Origin of the sequence: Microbacterium sp. SS28, assembly GCF_022761035.1 — a bacterium.
Lineage (GTDB): Bacteria > Actinomycetota > Actinomycetes > Actinomycetales > Microbacteriaceae > Microbacterium.
Map to the genome: position 1 here is coordinate 305,081 of NZ_JAKWJP010000004.1, position 18,584 is coordinate 323,664.

General features: G+C 71.2%; 17 protein-coding genes. 3 read left to right on the forward strand and 14 right to left on the reverse strand.

All coding sequences use genetic code 11. From position 1 onward, the window contains the following. Nucleotides 1–44: 44 nt before the first annotated feature. Genes kdpC through MJ607_RS13040 form a run of 5 tightly spaced genes read right to left on the reverse strand, consistent with a single transcriptional unit; the run spans nt 45 to nt 4,842 of the window. Nucleotides 45–677 (reverse strand): potassium-transporting ATPase subunit KdpC, encoded by a 633-nt coding sequence (gene kdpC, locus MJ607_RS13020; protein WP_243076022.1) that lies wholly within the window; start codon nt 675–677, stop codon nt 45–47. A gap of 18 nt (nt 678–695) precedes the next feature. Beyond that, nucleotides 696–2,918 carry a potassium-transporting ATPase subunit KdpB gene (gene kdpB, locus MJ607_RS13025; RefSeq protein ID WP_243076023.1) on the reverse strand — a complete coding sequence of 741 codons (2,223 nt, stop codon included), beginning with the start codon at nt 2,916–2,918 and terminating at the stop codon, nt 696–698. Nucleotides 2,919–2,921: 3 nt separating this feature from the next. Then, complete coding sequence (kdpA, locus tag MJ607_RS13030; RefSeq protein ID WP_243076024.1) at nt 2,922–4,616, reverse strand: potassium-transporting ATPase subunit KdpA; 1,695 nt, start codon at nt 4,614–4,616, stop codon at nt 2,922–2,924. Next, nucleotides 4,616–4,705 (reverse strand): potassium-transporting ATPase subunit F, encoded by a 90-nt coding sequence (locus MJ607_RS13035; RefSeq protein ID WP_243076025.1) that lies wholly within the window; start codon nt 4,703–4,705, stop codon nt 4,616–4,618. The genes kdpA and MJ607_RS13035 overlap by 1 nt, the downstream gene beginning before the upstream one ends. Next, nucleotides 4,702–4,842: a hypothetical protein gene (locus tag MJ607_RS13040; protein ID WP_243076026.1), complete on the reverse strand. Its 141-nt coding sequence runs from the start codon at nt 4,840–4,842 to the stop codon at nt 4,702–4,704. Before MJ607_RS13040 ends, MJ607_RS13035 begins: the two co-directional genes overlap by 4 nt. 215 nt (nt 4,843–5,057) lie before the next feature. Here MJ607_RS13040 and MJ607_RS13045 point away from each other — a divergent pair, with 215 nt between their 5' ends. Beyond that, nucleotides 5,058–6,221, forward strand: a complete 1,164-nt coding sequence (locus MJ607_RS13045; protein WP_243076027.1) for a heparan-alpha-glucosaminide N-acetyltransferase domain-containing protein — start codon at nt 5,058–5,060, stop codon at nt 6,219–6,221. 21 nt (nt 6,222–6,242) lie between these two features. Here MJ607_RS13045 and sufU read toward each other — a convergent pair whose 3' ends face one another. The 6 genes from sufU to MJ607_RS13075 all read right to left on the reverse strand — a co-directional run bounded on the left by sufU (nt 6,243) and on the right by MJ607_RS13075 (nt 14,284). After that, a complete protein-coding gene (gene sufU / locus MJ607_RS13050) occupies nt 6,243–6,689 on the reverse strand; it encodes a Fe-S cluster assembly sulfur transfer protein SufU (protein ID WP_243076028.1) in 447 nt (148 codons plus the stop codon). Then, nucleotides 6,686–7,978 (reverse strand): aminotransferase class V-fold PLP-dependent enzyme, encoded by a 1,293-nt coding sequence (locus tag MJ607_RS13055; RefSeq protein WP_243076029.1) that lies wholly within the window; start codon nt 7,976–7,978, stop codon nt 6,686–6,688. Before MJ607_RS13055 ends, sufU begins: the two co-directional genes overlap by 4 nt. Nucleotides 7,979–8,056: 78 nt before the next feature. Continuing rightward, nucleotides 8,057–10,033: an APC family permease gene (locus MJ607_RS13060; protein WP_243076261.1), complete on the reverse strand. Its 1,977-nt coding sequence runs from the start codon at nt 10,031–10,033 to the stop codon at nt 8,057–8,059. Nucleotides 10,034–10,252: 219 nt separating this feature from the next. After that, a complete protein-coding gene (locus tag MJ607_RS13065) occupies nt 10,253–11,473 on the reverse strand; it encodes an amidohydrolase (protein ID WP_243076030.1) in 1,221 nt (406 codons plus the stop codon). Nucleotides 11,474–11,543: 70 nt separating this feature from the next. Then, nucleotides 11,544–12,563 (reverse strand): LacI family DNA-binding transcriptional regulator, encoded by a 1,020-nt coding sequence (locus MJ607_RS13070; RefSeq protein WP_243076031.1) that lies wholly within the window; start codon nt 12,561–12,563, stop codon nt 11,544–11,546. Between the two features lie 41 nt (nt 12,564–12,604). Further along, on the reverse strand, nt 12,605–14,284 hold the full coding sequence (locus MJ607_RS13075) for a glycoside hydrolase family 13 protein (RefSeq protein WP_243076032.1): 1,680 nt from the start codon (nt 14,282–14,284) through the stop codon (nt 12,605–12,607). 69 nt (nt 14,285–14,353) lie between these two features. Between MJ607_RS13075 and MJ607_RS13080 the strand changes: the two genes are divergently transcribed. Both MJ607_RS13080 and MJ607_RS13085 read left to right on the forward strand, forming a co-directional pair. Continuing rightward, entirely contained in the window at nt 14,354–14,875 is a 522-nt protein-coding gene (locus tag MJ607_RS13080) for an adenine phosphoribosyltransferase (protein ID WP_243076033.1), read from the forward strand. Nucleotides 14,876–15,129: 254 nt separating this feature from the next. Continuing rightward, nucleotides 15,130–16,659, forward strand: a complete 1,530-nt coding sequence (locus tag MJ607_RS13085; protein ID WP_243076034.1) for a nucleobase:cation symporter-2 family protein — start codon at nt 15,130–15,132, stop codon at nt 16,657–16,659. A 118-nt stretch (nt 16,660–16,777) separates the two neighbouring features. On the opposite strand, the gene pucL is transcribed toward MJ607_RS13085, so the two are convergent. Genes pucL through uraD form a run of 3 tightly spaced genes read right to left on the reverse strand, consistent with a single transcriptional unit; the run spans nt 16,778 to nt 18,563 of the window. Beyond that, nucleotides 16,778–17,689 carry a factor-independent urate hydroxylase gene (pucL, locus tag MJ607_RS13090; RefSeq protein ID WP_243076035.1) on the reverse strand — a complete coding sequence of 304 codons (912 nt, stop codon included), beginning with the start codon at nt 17,687–17,689 and terminating at the stop codon, nt 16,778–16,780. A gap of 2 nt (nt 17,690–17,691) precedes the next feature. Next, nucleotides 17,692–18,054 (reverse strand): hydroxyisourate hydrolase, encoded by a 363-nt coding sequence (gene uraH / locus MJ607_RS13095; protein WP_243076036.1) that lies wholly within the window; start codon nt 18,052–18,054, stop codon nt 17,692–17,694. After that, a complete protein-coding gene (uraD, locus tag MJ607_RS13100) occupies nt 18,051–18,563 on the reverse strand; it encodes a 2-oxo-4-hydroxy-4-carboxy-5-ureidoimidazoline decarboxylase (RefSeq protein ID WP_243076037.1) in 513 nt (170 codons plus the stop codon). Before uraD ends, uraH begins: the two co-directional genes overlap by 4 nt. Nucleotides 18,564–18,584: the final 21 nt, after the last annotated feature.

Consider the following 18,584-nt stretch of genomic DNA (forward strand, 5'->3'; position numbering starts at 1 on the left):
CGCAATCGTACACAGGTGAAGTCTCGCGGGTCGGGGACGACGTGTCAGCCGAGCGCATCGAGAGCGAGGTTCAGCTCGAGCACGTTGACGCGCGGCTCGCCGAGGAAGCCGAGGTCGCGCTGCCGCACGTGCGCCTCGACGAGGTCGCGCACCTCGGATTCGGACAGCCCGCGCGCGGCCGCGACGCGCGGCGCCTGCAGCAGGGCGTACGCGGGGCTGATGTCGGGATCGAGGCCCGAGCCCGAGGCCGTCACGGCGTCGGCGGGGATCTGAGAGACCGGGACCCCCTCGAGCGCCGCGATGCGGGCCTGGCGCTCCTCGATCGCCGCGACGAGGTCGTCGTTCTCGGGGCCGAGGTTCGAGCCGCTCGACGCACCGCCGTCATACCCCGCGCCCGCTGCCGAGGGGCGGGACTGGAAGTATCCGGGCGCCGGCTCGCCTGCGGACGGGCCCACGCGCCCGGGCGCGGGGACGACGAATCCCTGTCCGATGAGGGCGCTGCCGACCGTCTTTCCCTGCGCGTCGGTCACGAGTGAGCCGTTCGCCTGCCAGGGCAGGACGAGCTGGCCCACGGCGGTCACGACGAGCGTGTAGCCGACGCCGAGGACGAGCGTGAAGACGAGCATCGCGCGGACCGCGACGCCGGTCGTGCGGAGGGTCGTGCGGGTGGTGGACATGATGTCTCCTCGGCGGGCTCAGAAGCCCGGGATGATGCCGACGACGAGGTCGATGAGCTTGATGCCGATGAAGGGCGCGACGAGCCCGCCGAGGCCGTAGATCAGCAGGTTGCGGCTGAGGATCGACTCGGCGCTCGCCGCGCGGTACGCGACGCCGCGCAGCGCGAGGGGGATGAGCAGGACGATGACGATCGCGTTGAAGATGATCGCGCTCAGCACGGCCGACGCGGGCGAGCTCAGATGCATGACGTTGAGCGCCGCGAGTCCGGGGAAGACGCCCATGAACATCGCGGGGATGATCGCGAAGTACTTGGCGATGTCGTTCGCGAGTGAGAACGTCGTCAGGGCGCCGCGCGTGATGAGCAGCTGCTTCCCGATGCGGACGATGTCGATGAGCTTCGTGGGATCGCTGTCGAGGTCGACCATGTTGCCGGCCTCCTTCGCGGCCGACGTGCCCGTGTTCATCGCGACCCCGACGTCGGCCTGCGCGAGCGCCGGCGCGTCGTTGGTGCCGTCGCCGGTCATCGCGACGAGCGCGCCCCCCTGCTGCTCGCGCCGGATGAGGGCGAGCTTGTCTTCGGGAGTCGCTTCCGCGAGATAGTCGTCGACGCCCGCCTCGTGCGCGATCGCGCGCGCCGTGAGGGGGTTGTCGCCGGTGATCATGACGGTCCGGATTCCCATCGCGCGCAGCTCGGAGAACCGCTCGCGCAGGCCCGCCTTGACGATGTCCTTGAGGTGCACGACCCCGAGGACGCGGCCCGCCCCGTGCGCGTCCCGCACGGCGACCACGAGCGGCGTGCCGCCGCTCTGCGCGATCGCATCGGTCTCGACCGCGACCCGGGCGCGCAGCTCGGCCGACGCGTCGGCACCGAGCCACGCGAGGACGGCCGACCCGGCGCCCTTGCGCACCTGCGTGCCGTCGGCCAGATCGAGTCCGCTCATGCGCGTCTGGGCCGTGAACGGCACGATCTCGGCATCGGAAGGAAGCGCGACCCGGATGCCCCGCACCGCCGCCAGTTCGACGACCGAGACGCCCTCGGGGGTCGGGTCGGCGAGCGACGACAGGGCCGCGGCGCGGGCGAGCTCGTCGGCGGCCGACCCCTCGACGGGCTCGGGGACCGGCCCGGCGTCGGGGACCGGCTCGGTCTCGGCGACCGCCCCGATCGCGACGAAGTCGGAGGCGCGGCGGTTGCCGTAGGTGATCGTGCCGGTCTTGTCGAGCAGGAGCGTCGTGACATCGCCCGCCGCCTCGACGGCCCGCCCCGACATCGCGAGGACGTTGCGCTGCACGAGGCGGTCCATGCCCGCGATGCCGATCGCCGAGAGCAGCGCGCCGATCGTCGTCGGGATGAGGCACACGAGCAGCGCCACGAGCACCGCGATGCTGACGGGTGACGCCGCATACGACGCGATCGGGTTGAGCGTCAGCACGACGATGACGAAGACGATCGAGAGGCTCGCGAGCAGGATGCCGAGCGCGATCTCGTTCGGAGTCTTCTGCCTGCTCGCCCCCTCGACGAGGGCGATCATGCGGTCGACGAACGTCTCGCCCGGCTTCGAGGTGATCCGCACGACGATGCGGTCGGAGAGCACCCGCGTGCCGCCCGTCACGGCGCTGCGATCGCCGCCCGATTCGCGGACGACGGGAGCCGACTCGCCCGTGATCGCGGACTCGTCGACCGTCGCGATGCCGTGGACGATGTCGCCGTCGCCGGGGATGAGCTCGCCCGCCGAGATCACGACGACATCGCCGAGCGTGAGGTCGGCGGACGCGACCTCAGCGGTCGGGGCCGCGGCGGCTGCGGCATCCGTCCCCTCGTCGTAGTCGGTGACCAGGTGAGCCATCGTCGAGGTGCGGGTCTCGCGCAGCGACGCGGCCTGAGCCTTGCCGCGTCCCTCGGCGACGGCCTCGGCGAGATTCGCGAAGAGCACCGTGAGCCAGAGCCAGACCGCGATGGCCCACGTGAAGCCGGCCGGAGTCGGCGTGCCGCCGCTCGGCTCGGCGCCGAGGAACGGCTCGGCGATCGCGAGCAGCGTCGTGAGGGCCGCGCCGACCCACACGAGGAACATGACGGGATTGCGCCACAGCGCGCCCGGATGGAGCTTGCGCAGAGCGCCGGGCAGCGCCTGCACGAGCTGCGTCCAGCCGAAGGCCCGGGCCGTGCGGGGCGGCTTCGGGGCGATCGATCCGGGGACCGGCCCGGTGACGGTCGACGGAGAGGGGGAGAGGGAGGTGGACATGTGTCAGACGAGCCCTTCTGCGAGGGGACCGAGCGTGAGGACGGGGAAGTAGGTGAGCGCCGTGATCACGACGGCGACGACGGTGAGGAGGCCCACGAACTGCGGGCGGTGGGTGGGCAGGGTGCCCGCTGTCGAGGGCACGTGCGCCTGCGCCGCGAGCGAGCCGGCGAGGGCGAGGGCCAGGACGATCGGGATGAAGCGGCCGAGCAGCATCGCGACGCCGAGCGCTGTGTTGAGCCATGCCGTGTTCGCTGTGAGGCCCGCGAACGCAGAGCCGTTGTTGTTCGCGGCGGACGTGAAGGCGTAGAGCACCTCGCTCAGTCCGTGCACGCCGGGGTTGAGGATCGAGGTGCCCTCGACATCGGCTCGGACGCCCGGGATCGCGAAGCTCAGCGCCGTGCCGCTCAGCACGAGGATCGGCGTCACGAGGATGTACAGGCTCGCGAGCTTGATCTCGGTCGGACCGATCTTCTTGCCGAGGTACTCGGGCGTGCGTCCGACCAGGAGTCCGCCGACGAACACGGCGATGACGGCGAGGACCAGCATCCCGTACAGTCCCGAACCGACACCGCCGGGGGCGACCTCGCCGAGCATCATGTCGACCATCGGCACCATGCCGCCGAGCGCTGTGTACGAGTCGTGCATCGAGTTGACGGCGCCGGTCGAGGTGAGGGTCGTCGCGCCGGCGTAGAGCGCCGAGCCGAGGATGCCGAAGCGCTGCTCCTTGCCCTCCATCGCGGCTCCCGCGAGCTGCGGCGCCGTTCCGAGGCCGAGCGATTCGAGCCAGCTCACTGCGGCGATCGACGCGAGCGCGAGCGTCGACATCACGGCGAGGATCGCGCAGCCCTGACGGTCGTCGCCGACCATGCGGCCGAAGGCGCGCGGCAGCGCGACCGGGATCGCGAGGATCAGCAGCACCTGCAGGACGTTGCTCCACGGCGTCGGGTTCTCGAAGGGATGCGCGGAGTTGGCGTTGAAGAAGCCGCCCCCGTTGGTGCCGAGCGCCTTGATGGCCTCCTGGCTCGCGAGGGGTCCGCCCGGGATGACCTGAGTGCCGCCCGTGACGGTCGAGACCTCGATGAAGCCGGTGAAGTTCTGGATGACGCCCGCGGCGAGCAGGGCGATCGCCGCGACGACCGCGAGGGGCAGGAGAAGTCGCGTGATGCCCCGCACCAGGTCGACCCAGAAGTTGCCGATCGTGGCCGAACCGCGCCGAGCGAAGCCCCGCACGAGGGCGATGGCGACGGCGATGCCGACGGCGGCCGAGACGAAGTTCTGCACCGCGAGACCCGCGAGCTGCACCGTGTACCCCATCGTCACCTCGGGCGAGTACGACTGCCAGTTCGTGTTCGTCACGAACGACACCGCTGTGTTGAACGCGAGACCCTCGGGGACGGGCGGCAGGCCGAGCGCGTACGGCAGCACGGCCTGCAGCCGCTGCAGGCCGTACAGGAACAGCACCCCGACGAGCGACAGCGCGAGGACTCCGCGCGTGTACGCCTGCCAGGTCTGCTCCGACGCGGGATCGACGCCCACGACCCGGTAGAAGCCGCGCTCGACGCGCCAGTCCTTCGTGCTCGTGTAGATGCGAGCGATCGCGTCACCGAGCGGCCGGTACAGCAGGGCGAGCAGGAGGACGACGGAGGCGACCTGAAGGATGCCGCTCCAGACGGTCGCCGAGCCTGTCGACGCGTCCATCAGAACCTCTCCGGATTCACGAGGGCCACGACGAGGTAGACGACGGCGGCGAGACCGAGCACTGCGGCGAGGAGCGAGAAGACGATCACGCCTGCTCCCGCCCGCCCGCCGCCCCGCGGACGCCGGAGCCGCGCGGGCGCGAGAGCACCTGCTCGACCCCTTTGGCGACGAGGGCGACGAGCACGAAGAGCGCCACTGTCGCGACGAGGTAGACGACATCGAGCATGGGTGATCCTCAAGGGACGGGGTCCGCGCGACGGCTGTGGCGCGGGTGCCGGGGCACGGGATCCGATGCAACTCGGCCGGGGGCTCCCCGGGGCGCGTCCTCACGATTCGCATACGGCGGCGGCCGGTTTCCCTACGCCATCCGCACGCTGAAGGCATCCCCGCGCGCGGCGGTCGAGATGTGGGCCCGCCCTAGGATGAGGGCCGAGGAGGGCCATGGACGCCGACGCCGGAAGGGCCGCCCCGACGGGGGATGCCGCAGCCGCCGCGCCGGCCCGCGACGACCGCCTCGGAGCCGTCGTCGAGCCCGTCGCACCGCGCACGCAGCCGGGCCGGCTCGTCGTGCCCGACGTCCTTCGCGGCATCGCGATCCTCGCGATGCTCATCGCCCACGCCGCACCGCTCGTGCGCTCGCTGCCCTTCCCCGTCCTCTTCGTGCAGAGCAACGTCAACGACCTCGCATCGCCGCTGTTCGCGCTCGTCATGGGCATGTCGACGGCGCTCGTCGTGCGCCGCGCCGGGCCGTTGGCCACGAATCGCGCACTCGTCGTGGGTCAGAACCTCATCCGCGGGCTCATCCTCGTGGCGCTCGGGATGTGGCTCAGCACGTGGGGATCCTGGATCGCGATCGTCCTGTCGTTCCTCGGCCTCGTCCTGATGATCGGCACCCCGCTGCTGCTGCTGTCGACGCGCACGATCCTCGTGATCGCCGCGGTCGTCGTCGTCCTCAGCCAGCCCGTCAACGCGCTCGTCGGCTCGCTCGTCACGGCGGGCGGCGACGTGCCGCTCGCGCTCCTGCCCGTCGACTGGATGTTCACGAACAGCCACTACCGCGTCACGAACCTGCTGCCGTTCTTCCTCGTCGGGGCGGCGCTGCTGCGCCACGGCTTCCGGCGCGACCCCCTGCTGCTCGGGATCTTCGGCGCAGCCCTCATCGCGTATCCGCTGCGACCGCTCTACGACGTCGTCGCGCCGGCCCTCGGCACCGACGCCCTGACGTACATCGCGATGACCCGCTCGGGCAGCTGGCTCGACACGCTGCACGACGTCGGGCTCGTCTTCCTGACGTACAGCGCCGTCGTCGCGCTCGCGACCGTGCGCTCACCGCGTGCCGCGCGCATCACCGGGGCGGTCTTCGTGCCGTTCCGCGCGCTCGGCTCGGTGGCGCTCTCGGTCTACGTGCTGCAGGTCGGCGTCGTCGCCATCATGGCGGCCACGCCGCTCGGCTTCGACAACCGCTGGCTCGAATGGCTCATCCTCGTCGGAGGCGTCAGCGCGGCCGGCATCCTGTGGTGGCGGTTCGTCGGCAAGGGACCCGTCGAGTGGGCGATCGGCGTCGTTTCAGGCCGATACCGGATGCCGCGCCGCCGCCGTCCCTGACGGGGTCGGCGCCGCCGGGAGTCAGGCGCGGGCGAGGGCGTCCTCGAAGGCGACCCACGCGAGCATCGCGCACTTGACGCGCGCCGTGTAGCGCGAGACGCCGCTCAGGGCCGCGGCATCCGAGAAGATCTCCTCGTCGAGCGGCTTCGTGCCGCGCGAGCGCAGCGCCTCGCGGAATCCTTCGACGAGAGCGGATGCCTCGGCCCGCGACATCCCGTCCTCTTCTGCGACGAGTGAGGCGAGCATCGAGGCGGAGGCCTGCGAGATGGCGCAGCCGGCGCCCTCCCACGTGACGTCGCGCACGACGTCGCCCTCGACGTGCACGCGCAGGGTGATGTCGTCGCCGCAGATCGGGTTGTGCTGGTGCGAGGTCGCGACGCCCACGAGCTCGTCGGTGAGCCCGAAGCCGACGCGGCGCTTCGAGTGGTCGAGGATGAGCTCCTGGTAGAGCGAATCGAGCTCGCTCATCGGCCCACCCCGAAGTAGCCGCGGACGCCCGAGACGGCGTCGAGGAAGGTGTCGATCTCGTCCTCCGTCGTGAACAGCGAGGCGCTTGCGCGCACCGACGCCGTGAGTCCGAAGCGCCGGTGCAGCGGCTGCGCGCAGTGGTGGCCGACGCGCACCGCGATGCCGCGCGCGTCGAGGAACTGCCCCACGTCGTGCGCGTGGACCCCGTCGACGTCGAAGGCGCTCAGAGCGACGCGGTCCACGCCGGCCGGCGCGTCGCCGAGCAGGCGGATGCCGTCGACCGACCGCAGCCCGTCGCGCAGGCGGCGCTCGAGCAGGCGCTCGTGCGCGTGGACGGCGTCCATGCCGACCTCGTCGAGGTAGCGGACCGCGGCCGCGAGGCCGATCGCCTGCGACACGGGCTGCGTGCCCGCTTCGAAGCGCTGCGGCGGCGGCAGGTAGGACGCTTCATCGAGCGTCACTGTCGTGATCATCGAGCCGCCCGTGAGGAACGGCGGCAGCGCCTCGAGCACGTCGGAGCGCCCGTAGAGGCCGCCGATGCCGTACGGCCCGAGCATCTTGTGCCCCGAGAAGACCGCGAGGTCGACGTCGAGCGCCGGCAGATCGAGCGCGAGGTGGGGCGCCGACTGGCACGCGTCGAGCACCGTGAGGGCGCCCGCCGCGCGCGCGAGCGCCACGAGCTCGGCGACGGGGTTGACGATGCCGAGCACGTTCGAGACGTGCGGGAACGCGACGACGCGGGTCCGGTCGCCGATGACGGATGCCGCGGCCTCGAGGTCGAGCATCCCGTCGTCCTGCACCGGGATGTGCCGCAGCACCGCTCCCGTGCGGAACGCAAGCTCCTGCCACGGGATGAGGTTCGCGTGGTGCTCGGTCTCGGTCACGACGATCTCGTCGCCGGGTGCGAGGGCGAAGCGCCGGGCCTCGGCCCCGCCGCGACCGAGCGTCGCATTGCCGATCGCGTAGGCGACGAGGTTGAGCCCCGCCGTCGCGCCGCTCGTCCACACGAGCTGCTCGGGCTCGGCGCCGACGAAGCCCGCGACTACGGCGCGCGCGTCCTCGTACAGCTCCGTCGCGTCGGCCGCGAGGGTGTGGGCACCGCGGTGAACGGCGGCGTTCGAGCCCGTCAGGAACGCGACCTCGGCGTCGATGACGGCCTGCGGCTTCTGGCTCGTCGCCCCCGAGTCGAGGTAGACGAGGGGGCTGTCGCCGATGCGGGTGGCCAGGATCGGGAAGTCGCCGCGCACGGTCTGCGGGTCGAGTGCCGTCGTGGAGGGAGCCGAAGTCACCCTTCCAGGCTACGCGGGGTGCCGGCGGTGCGGGTCGCGTCGGCTGTCACCCGCGTTCACCCTCGCGGCCCTGCGGGCTCAGATCTCGTCGGGGCGCTCGAGGCTCGACCGCTCGACGGGCGGAGCCCCCTCGGGGACGGCCTCGAACGGGCGGCCGGCGCGCTCCTGGCCGGGCACCGGCCGCGAACGGCGTCCGTAGATGAGCTCGGACGAGTCCAGCAGCCACGGCACGAGCGCGATCGTGACGCCGTGGATGAGCATGAGCTGCTGGCCGATGCGGCCCGCGCGGCGGTTGTGCAGGAGGCTCTCCCACCAATGGCCGACGATGTACTGCGGCAGGTAGACCGTCACAACAGTCGAGCCGTGCTTCTCGCGGTACTGCTTGATGAACTCCGCGACGGGGCCCGCGTAGGTGCGGAACGGCGACTCGATGATGATGAGCGGGATCGGCATCCGGTGCTCTTCCCATTGCTTCTGCAGCGCCTCGGCCTCCTGCTTCGTGACCGCGACGTGGAGTGCCACGGTCTTGTCGTGCTTCGCGGCGAGGGCGTAGTCGATCGCCTTCGCGACAGGCTTCTGCAGGCGGTTGACGAGGATGAGGGCGATGTCGCCGGAGGCGCCGAAGTGCTCGCCGTCATCCATCTCGATCTCGTGCTCGACGTCGCGGTAGTACCGGTTCACGCCGATCATGAGCGTCGCGAGGATCGGGATCGCGATGAAGACGAGATACGCGCCATGCGTGAACTTCGTGATCGTCACGATCACGAGGACGAAGACCGTGAGGCTCGCGCCGATCGAGTTGATGATGAGGCCCTTGATCGTCGCGCGCCGCTCGGCGGCGGCCGCGGCATCCCGTCTCGCCTCGGTGCGGGTCGTCTCGCGCAGGATCTTGCGCCAGTGCCGCACCATGCCGATCTGGCCGAGCGAGAACGACACGAAGACGCCGATGATGTACAGCTGGATGAGCGTCGTGAGGTTCGCCTGGTACAGCACGATGACGCCGATCGCGGCGATGCCCAGGATGATCATGCCGTTCGAGAAGACGAGCCGGTCGCCGCGCGTGTTGAGGGCCTTGGGCGCGTAGCCGTCGCGCGCGAGGACGGCGCCCAGCAGCGGGAAGCCGTTGAACGCCGTGTTGGCCGCGAGCAGCAGGACCGCGGCCGTCGCCGCCTGGATGATGAAGAACGGGATCGAGCCCATGCCGAACGTCGCCGAGGCGACCTGGGCCATGAGGCTCGGCTGCACCATCGACTCGCAGTCGAAGCCGATGAGGTTGCACGGGTTCTCGGCGTAGTGCACGCCTGAGATGAGGGCGAGCGCCGTGAGGCCCGCGAACAGCAGGACGGCGATCGTGCCCATGAGGGCGAGCGTCGTCTGGGCGTTGCGCACCTTGGGCTTGCGGAACGCCGGCACTCCGTTCGCGACGGCCTCGACGCCCGTGAGCGCCGAACATCCGCTCGAGAACGCGCGCAGCACGAGCAGGATGACGGCGGCCTGCGTGAGGTCTTCGGCCTGCACCGCGAACTCGGCGCTCGATGCGACGGGCGGGTTGCCGAGTGCCGTCTGCGCGAGCCCGACGACGATCATGACGGCGACCGAGCCGACGAACACGTAGGTCGGGATCGCGAACAGCAGCGACGCCTCGCGCACCCCGCGCAGGTTGACGACGATGATCAGGATGACGAACCCGACGGCGAGCTCGACCCGCCCGGGGGCGAGGACGGGTATCGCCGAGATGATGTTGTCGACGCCCGATGAGACCGACACCGCGACCGTCAGGACGTAGTCGACGAGCAGAGCGGATGCCACGACCACGCCGGGCACCTCGCCCAGGTTGGTGCGCGCCACCTCGTAGTCGCCGCCGCCCGACGGGTAGGCCTTGATGAGCTGCCGGTAGCTGATGACGACGACGATCAGCAGCACGACGACGGCGGCCGCGATCCACGGGCTGAACGCGAGGAAAGCCAGGCCGCCCGTCAGCAGGATCATGAGGAGTTCCTGCGGCGCGTAGGCCACCGACGACAGGGCGTCCGACGCGAAGATCGGCAGCGCCATCTTCTTCGGGAGCAGGTGGTCGTCGGCCACCTGGGACGAGATGGGCTCGCCCAGGAGGATGCGTTTCGCGATGGGGGAATCAGCTGCGCCCGGCTCGCGTCCGTCGGTTGTCACGGCGGGCGATGTTACTCTTCCCCCCGGTCGGAGGACGTATCGGGAACGCCATCCTTACGGTTTCCTTACGGCGCCCTCGGCACGTGGCGGGCGCCGGAACAGGCCTCAGGAGGCCGCGAGGAACTCCCGCGCCGCGACCACGAGGGTGTCGACGCCGCGCTCGATCGTCGGGTGGAGGACCGGCGCGAAGAAGGGCGAGTGATTGGTCGGGATGTCGCGCTCGATCGTGCCGCCCGCGATCGCGTCGGCGAACTTCTGCGGGTCGACGCCGCCCCAGAACCAGTAGACGAGCGGGACGCCCGCTTCGCGCGCGAACCACGAGACATCCTCGCTGCCCGTGAACATCCCGGGGTCCACGACCGTGCCGGCGCCGAACGCCGCGTCGAAGGCCGTCGTCAGGCGCGCCGTCGCGTCGATGTCGTTGATCGTCGGGGGGAGCGAGTGGTCGACGACGATCTCGGGATGCTGCTCGGCGCCGGATGCCGCGGCCTCGGCGCGCACGATCCGCTCGACCTTCTCGAGCACGCGTGCGCGGGCGACCTCGTCGGGGTAGCGCAGGCTCAGTTCGAGCTTCGCCTCGGCCGGGATGATGTTGTTCTTGAGACCCGCGTGGATCGAGCCGACGGTCACGACCGCGACATCCCTCGGGTCGACCTCGCGCGAGACGATCGTCTGCAGGCGCATGACGGTCGCCGCGGCCATGACGACGGGGTCGATCGTCGCGTGCGGACGCGACCCGTGGCCGCCGCGGCCGTGGAGGGTCACAGTGATGCCGTCGGACGCCGCCATCTGGGTGCCCGAGCGCACGCCGATCGTGCCGGCGGGGAGCGGCGTGAGGTGCTGCCCCAGCACGATGTCGGGCTTGGGGAAGCGGTCGAGCACTCCGTCGGCGATCATCGCCTGCGCGCCGGCGCCGTACTCCTCGGCGGGCTGGAAGACCGCCACGACCGTTCCAGACCATTCGTCCTTGGTCGCGACGAGTCGCTCGAGCGCACCCAGCAGCGCCGTGACGTGCATGTCGTGGCCGCACGCGTGCATGACGGGGACGTCCTGGCCGGCGGGGTCGACGCCGCGCGCCGTCGAGGCGTACGCGAGACCCGTGCGCTCCTCGACGGGCAGGCCGTCCATGTCGGCGCGCAGCCACACGACGGGTCCGTCGCCGTTGGGGATCGAGGTCGCGACCCCCGTCCGGCCGACCCCCTCTTCGAACGCGAGGCCGAGCTCGGCGAGCTTCTGCGTCACGATCCCCGCGGTGCGGGTCTCCTGGAACGACAGCTCGGGATGCCGGTGCAGGTCGATGTACAGAGCCTCGAGGTCGATCGCCATGCGTTCGAGCCTATCGACGGGCTCGCAAGCGCGGTCCGCCCGCACGTTCCTCCGCTGTCGCCGCGTGGCGTCAGGGGCTGGGGAGGCGGGCCGTCGAGCCGCGCACGATGAGCTCGAACGGGAGGTCGGCGCGCGCGTTGCGGCCGTCGGCCGAGGGGCTGTCGAGCTCGGCGAGGATCGCGTCTGCGGCGCGCTCGCCCTGGCGCAGCGGGAACTGGTCGACGGTCGTGAGCCGGAAGAACGCGCCCAGCTCGTGTCCGTCGATGCCGACGACCGAGAGATCCTCGGGCACGCGGTAGCCGAGTTCGCGGGCTGCGAGCAGCGCGCCGATCGCCATCTCGTCGGACGCCGCGAAGATCGCCGACGGCTGGGCGCGCGGGCGCCCGAGCAGCTGCTTCGCGGCGCGGAAGCCGCCCTCGATCGTGAAGTCCGCGTGCTCGTACAGCTCGGGGCGGGGCGGGATGCCGGCATCCGCCAATGCCTGCTCGAATCCCTGCCGGCGCTGGGTCGGAATGTGGAAGTCGAGGTCGAACTCGGGACTCGCGCCGATGTGGGCGATCGCGCGATGACCCAGCGCGATGAGGTGCTCGGTCGCGAGCCGCGCGACGGCGACGTCGTCGACCGTGAGCGTCGTGAGCCGCGGGTTCGGTCCGCCGATCGCGATGACGGGCAGGTCGAGCTCGATGAGGCGCTCCGTCTCCTCCTCGCCGAGCTCGATCGCGATCGCGATGACGCCGTCGACGCGCTGCCGGCGCAGGAACGTCTCGAAGATCTCGCGGCGCTGGCCTGCGTCGGCCGTCAGGTTGTAGAGCGTGATGTCGTAGCCGCGCTTCTGGAGCGCCGTCGCGGTGCCGCTCAGCACCATCGAGAAGAACCAGCGGTCGAGGAACGGCACGAGCACGCCGATGTTGCGGGTGCGCCCCGACGCGAGGCTCGACGCCGCCGACGACACGACGTAGCCGAGCGACTTGGCCGCCGCCTCGACGCGCGCACGGGTCGGGTCCGAGACGTGTCCGCGGCCGCTCAGCGCGCGCGAGACGGTCGCCGTCGAGACGCCGGCCTCGCGGGCCACCTCGTCGATGCTGACCACGCGGTCACTCCATCCTCAGTCGCCGTCGAGCGGCTCGTCCGTCAGTCGTCGGCGAGCCAGACCGCCGCGTCGGCGGGCAGCGTGCCTCCCAAGACGGGCGCGCTCGACGCGATCACGATACCGTCCGGCAGCGCCACGGCCGTGGAACCCGTGTTGGCCACGACCGTCACCGTGCCGTTGCGGAACGCCACGACGTCGTCGCCGAGCCCCTCGATCCACTCGACCGCGCCCGCTCCGAGGTGACGCGCGCGGCGCGACGCGAGCAGTGAGCGATACAGCGAGAGAGTGGATGCCTCGTCGGCGAGCTGCGCGTCGCGCGCGAGCACGGCCCACTCCGCCGGCTGCGGCAGCCAAGAGTCACCCGTCGGGCTGAAGCCGTAGGCGGGGGCGTCCGACGACCAGGGGATCGGCACGCGGCAGCCGTCGCGGCCGTAGCGCTCGCCGCCCGTGCGGAACCACGTCGGATCCTGGCGCACGTGGTCGTCGAGCTCGATGACCTCGGGAAGGCCGAGCTCCTCGCCCTGGTAGAGGTAGGCGGATCCCGGCAGCGCGAGCATGAGGGTCGTCGCGGCGCGGGCGCGCCGCAGGCCGAGCTCGGCGACGGGCTTGCCGGGGGAGTTCGGGCCGATGCCGTGCCCCTGCGGGTTCTCGGCGGTCAGGGCGAGGCGCGACGCGTGCCGCACGACATCGTGGTTCGACAGCACCCACGTGCTCGGCGCGCCGACGGCGCCGTAGGCGCGCAGCGAGCTGGTCACGACATCGCGGAGGGATGCGGCATCCCACGGCGTCTCCAGATACGAGAAGTTGAACGCCTGGTGCATCTCGTCGGGACGCACCCACAGCGCCGTGCGCTCGGGGGTGGGCAGCCACGCCTCGGCACACAGGGCGCGGTCGCCCTCGTACTCGGCGACGAGCTCGTGCCAGTCGCGGTAGACCTCGTGGACGCCCTCCTGACCCCAGTAGGGGACGTCGGCGGCGTCGCCGCCCATCGAGCCGCCCTCGGGGTCGGGCGTGTGGTCGGGCAGGCCCTCGGCCTTGACGAGGCCGTGCGCGACGTCGACGCGGAAGCCGTCGACACCGCGGTCGAGCCAGAAGCGCAGGATGCGGCGGAACTCCTCGCGCACGACGGGGTTCGACCAGTCGAAGTCGGGCTGCGTCGAGTCGAAGAGGTGCAGGTACCACTGCCCGAGCGAGCCGTCGGCCTCGACGACGCGCGACCACGCGGGACCGCCGAAGACCGACTCCCAGTTGTTCGGCGGCACGTCGCCGTCGAGGCCGCGCCCCTCGCGGAAGAGGTAGCGGGCGCGCTCGGGGCTGCCGGGCGCAGCCGCAAGGGCCTCCTGGAACCACACGTGCTGGTCGGAGGAGTGGTTGGGGACGAGGTCGACGATGACCCGGATGCCGCGGCTGTGCGCGCCCGCGAGCATGTCGTCGAAGTCGGCGAGCGTGCCGAAGAGAGGGTCGACGTCGCAGTAGTCCGAGACGTCGTAGCCGGCGTCCTTCTGGGGCGAGCGCTGGAACGGGCTGAGCCACAGCGCATCGACGCCGAGGGTCTCGAGGTCGTCGAGACGCGACGTGATGCCGGGCAGATCGCCGATCCCGTCGCCCGAGCTGTCGGAGAAGGAGCGGGGGTAGATCTGGTAGATGACGGCGGTGCGCCACCACTCGGAACCGGTGGCGGCCACGGGCGCGTCGACGAGGTCGGTCTCGGGCGAAGTCATTGGTACAGCGTAATGCAAGCGCTTACATTCTGCCTCCGAGCGTCCAGGTGGTCCTTGTAAAGTGGCGCGGTGGCCTCCTCCGTCGACCTCGCGCACGCCGAATCCCTCATCCGCACGATCCCGGACTACCCCGAGCCCGGCGTGCTGTTCCGCGACATCACGCCGCTGCTCGCGGATGCCGCGGCCTTCCGCACGTGCATCGACGCGCTCATCGAGCCGTTCGCGGGCGAATTCGACGTCGTCGCCGGGATCGAGGCGCGCGGATTCCTGCTCGCGGGAGCCGTGGCCATCGCGGCCGGCGTCGGCCTCGTGCCGATCCGCAAGGCCGGCAAGCTGCCCCGGCCCGCGGCATCCGTCTCGTACGCCCTCGAGTACGGCACCGCGACGATCGAGGCGCACGACGACGGCCTCGCGGGCGCCCGCGTGCTGCTCGTCGACGACGTGCTGGCGACGGGCGGCACGATCCAGGCGGCGCACGAGCTCGTCGCGACCCTCGGCGGCTCGGTCGTGGGCACGGCGGTGCTGATGGAGCTCGACGCGCTCGGCGGCCGCGCCCTCGTCGGCGACGTGCGCTCGCTCTTCCACGCCTGACCCGGTCGCCCCGCCCCGCCCGGCCCCGCCCCGTCCGGCTTGCCGAAACCGCGCGGATGACGCCTTCCCCGGCCGGGGACAGGTGATTTGTGCGGTCTCGGACGGTGGCCGCATTTCGGGTTCGTGTCCGCCGGTAAAACCTCCGAGAAGGTCGGGGGCGCGGCATCCCGAACCCGCCCGTGATCTTCTAGCGTCGGCCGAAAGGCAGCGGGGCGCGTGATCGCTCGTGCGCCCCAGGAGGCAGGGAGCGCGAGATGACCACGACCGAGAAGGAGCAATCGCCCCGCGCGGCCGCGAAGGCCGCGCGACGGGCCGCACGCAGATCCGAGAACACCGTCGACGGGATCCCCCCGTTCGCGCGGCTGTTCCCGCTGGGCCTGCAGCACGTGCTCGCGATGTACGCGGGCGCCGTCGCGGTGCCGCTCATCGTCGGCGGAGCGCTCGGCTACTCGGCGGGCGACCTCGCGTTCCTCATCAGCGCCGACCTGTTCGTCGCGGGCATCGCGACGATCATCCAGTCGGTCGGATTCTGGCGATTCGGCGTGCGGCTGCCGCTCATGCAGGGCGTCACCTTCGCGGCCGTCGGGCCCATGATCGCGATCGGGCAGAGCGAAGGCATCCAGGCGGTGTTCGGCGCGACGATCGCGTGCGGGCTCTTCATGATCATCGTGGCGCCGTTCTTCTCGCAGCTGCTGCGGTTCTTCCCGCCGATCGTGACGGGCACGGTGATCCTGATCATCGGCCTGTCGCTCATGCGCGTCGCCGCGGGCTGGATCATCGACGGCTCGCAGGACGGCGCACCGCCCATCAACGTCGCCTTCGCCTTCGGGACGCTGCTGCTGATCGTCCTGATCGAGCGCTTCGCGCCGCCCGCGCTTCAGCGCGTCTCTGTGCTGCTCGGACTCCTGCTCGGCACGATCGCGGCGCTCTTCGTGCCCGGCATGGTCGACTGGTCGGGCGTCGACGAGGCCGGCTGGTTCGCACTCGTGACGCCTTTCCACTTCGGCCTGCCGACGTTCCAGGTCGCGTCGGTCGTGTCGATGATCATCGTCGGCATCGTGATCATGACCGAGACGACGGGCGACATGATCGCCGTCGGAGAGATCGTCGAGAAGCCCGTCGACCGCCGCCAGCTCGCCGACGGCCTGCGCGCCGACGGTCTCGGGACGGTCATCGGCGGCGTCTTCAACACGTTCCCGTACACCGCGTTCGCGCAGAACGTCGGGCTCGTCTCGCTCACGGGTGTCCGCTCGCGGTACGTCGCGACGCTCGCCGGCGCGATCCTCGTCGTCCTCGGCCTCATCCCGAAGATCTCCGCCGTCGTCGAGGGCGTGCCCCGCGCCGTGCTGGGCGGCGCCGGCATCGCGCTGTTCGGCATGGTTGCGGCATCCGGAATCCGCACCCTCGCGAAGGTGAAGTTCAACAACAAGAACGTGCTGATCGTCGCGATCTCGGTCGGCGTCGCCCTGCTGCCGACCGTCGCTCCGACGATCTACGACCAGTTCCCGGAGTGGTTCACGCTCATCTTCGACTCGGGCATCAGCGCGGGCGCGATCACGGCGATCCTGCTCAACCTCCTGCTCAACTCCGACGAGATGCGGCGCGAGCATGCGAACGATCCGGCGCTCGACGCGTTCGACGCCGTCCGCGGGCCGGCGGCCGTCGCGCTCGTGCATCCCGAGGCGCAGGGGACGGGCCTGATCCCCGTGACCCTCGACCCCGACCTCGAGCAGGAGCGGATTCGGGATGCCGCGGCCGAGGCATCCCTCGATCCCAAGCCCTGACCCCGGTCCTCGCGCCCCGGACCGTGCCGACACCGCGCGAATGACGGCTCTCCCCGGCCGGGTGCCGTGATTCGTGCGGGCTCGGCGCGGGTCGGGCGAGCCCGGGGCGGAGGGGACCTCAGACGAACGTGGGGAGGTCGAGCCAGGCGCCGGGGGCGGGCGCCGCTCCGTCGCGGACGACCGTGCCCTCGATGAGGCCGTAGGGACGGTCGGCGGCGTAGAAGACCTCGCCCGGGTTCTCGAGGCCGAACGGCGCGAGGTCGTACGTGAAGTGGTGCTTGTTGGGCATCGCGAAGCGCACCTCGGCGATCTCGGGTCGCGCCTCGATCGCGGCCTTGCCCATCTCGAACAGGGTCTGCTGCAGCGCGAGCGAATGCACCGTCGCGAAGGTCGACAGCAGGACGGCCGACACCTCGGCGTACAGGCCGTTGTAGTCGATGCCCGCCTCGACGGCCTCGGGCATGAATCGCCACCGGCCCGTCACCGAGGTCGCCATGATGCGGTCGTCGGTCTCGATGAGCGTCGTGTACTTGTCGCGCGGGAAGCCCGCGAACTCGCTGCCGGTCGACTTGAGCACGACGAGGTCTTTGACGCCGCCCGTGACGTGCGTCTCACCGTCGACGACCTGCACCGCCGCGAGACGGGTGCCGCGGCCCGCGCGCACGAACGAATGGTCGTGGGGCGCGCCGTCGACCGCGATCCGCTCCCACTCGTACTGCTCGGCCTGCCAGAGCCCGCCCTCGATCCAGTCGAACTCGCCCGTGAAGTGCCGCGAGAGCGTCAGGAGGAAGTCTTCGGGGGAGGCGATGCCGTGCTCCTTCGCGAACGCGAAGATCGTGTTCTTCTGCGTGTCGGTCGCCACGACGAGTGCGTTGTCGCCCTCGAGGTACGAGTCGACGAGCGCCGCCCCGCGCAGCTGCGACGACACATTGAGGTCGATGATCTCGTGGCGCGGAGTGTCGCGGACGATCCGCACGACGCGGTTCTCGGCCTTGCCGTACTTGTTGGCACCGAGGCTCACTGACACCATGACTAGCTCCCTCTGTAGGTCGAATACGCGAACGGGCTGAGCAGCAGGGGCACATGGCAGTGCCGGCTCGTGCCGTCGGCCGCGTCTTCGACGATGAAGGTCACGGTGACGAAGGGGTAGAAGGTCTCGGTGCCGCTCGCGGAGAAGTACTCGCCCGTGAGGAACGTCAGGGTGTAGTCGCCGGGCTCGAGCCGGTCGGGTCCGATCGACAGTCGGCCGTCGGCATCCGTCGTGCCGTGCGCGACGATCGATCCGGCGGCCTCGGTCACGACGGCATCGCCCGAGACCGACGCGAGCACGATCCCGACCCCGGCGGCCGGCTTTCCGGTGGCGGCGTCCAGGACGTGGGTCGTGACGTGGCTCATGCGGGGGTCCCATCGTCGGTTACGGTCGCGCGCAGGCGCAGCAGCGCGATCTGCGCGAGCTGGTCGAGGGCTTCGGATGCCTCGGTCCTGTCGTCGTTGCCGAGTCTGCGCTGCAGCTCGGCGAGCATCTCGGCGGGCGCACGCCCCGCGGCGCGGATGAGGAAGACCCGTCCGAACCGCCGCTCGTACTCCGCGTTGCCCGCCGCGATGGCCGCCGCGACGTCGCCGTCGGCGGTCGCCATCGAGGACTGTTCGCGACGGGATGCCGCTGCCTCGGCACCCGTGCCGGCGGGCCGCTCCCCGATGCGGGGGTGGTGGGCGAGCGCCGCGTCGAGGTCGGCGCGGGTCCACCGGGCCGAGGCGGCTTCGGCGGTCGAGGCGAGCGCGTCGACGGAGGCGTACGGGCGGCCGGAGGCGACGGCATCCGTCCATGCGGGGATCGCCGCCCACACGCCGATCGTCTCGGCGGCCGTTGCCGCGTCGAGGGCGTTGAACTCGGCGAGCTCCATGGCGTCACGCTACCGGGCGGG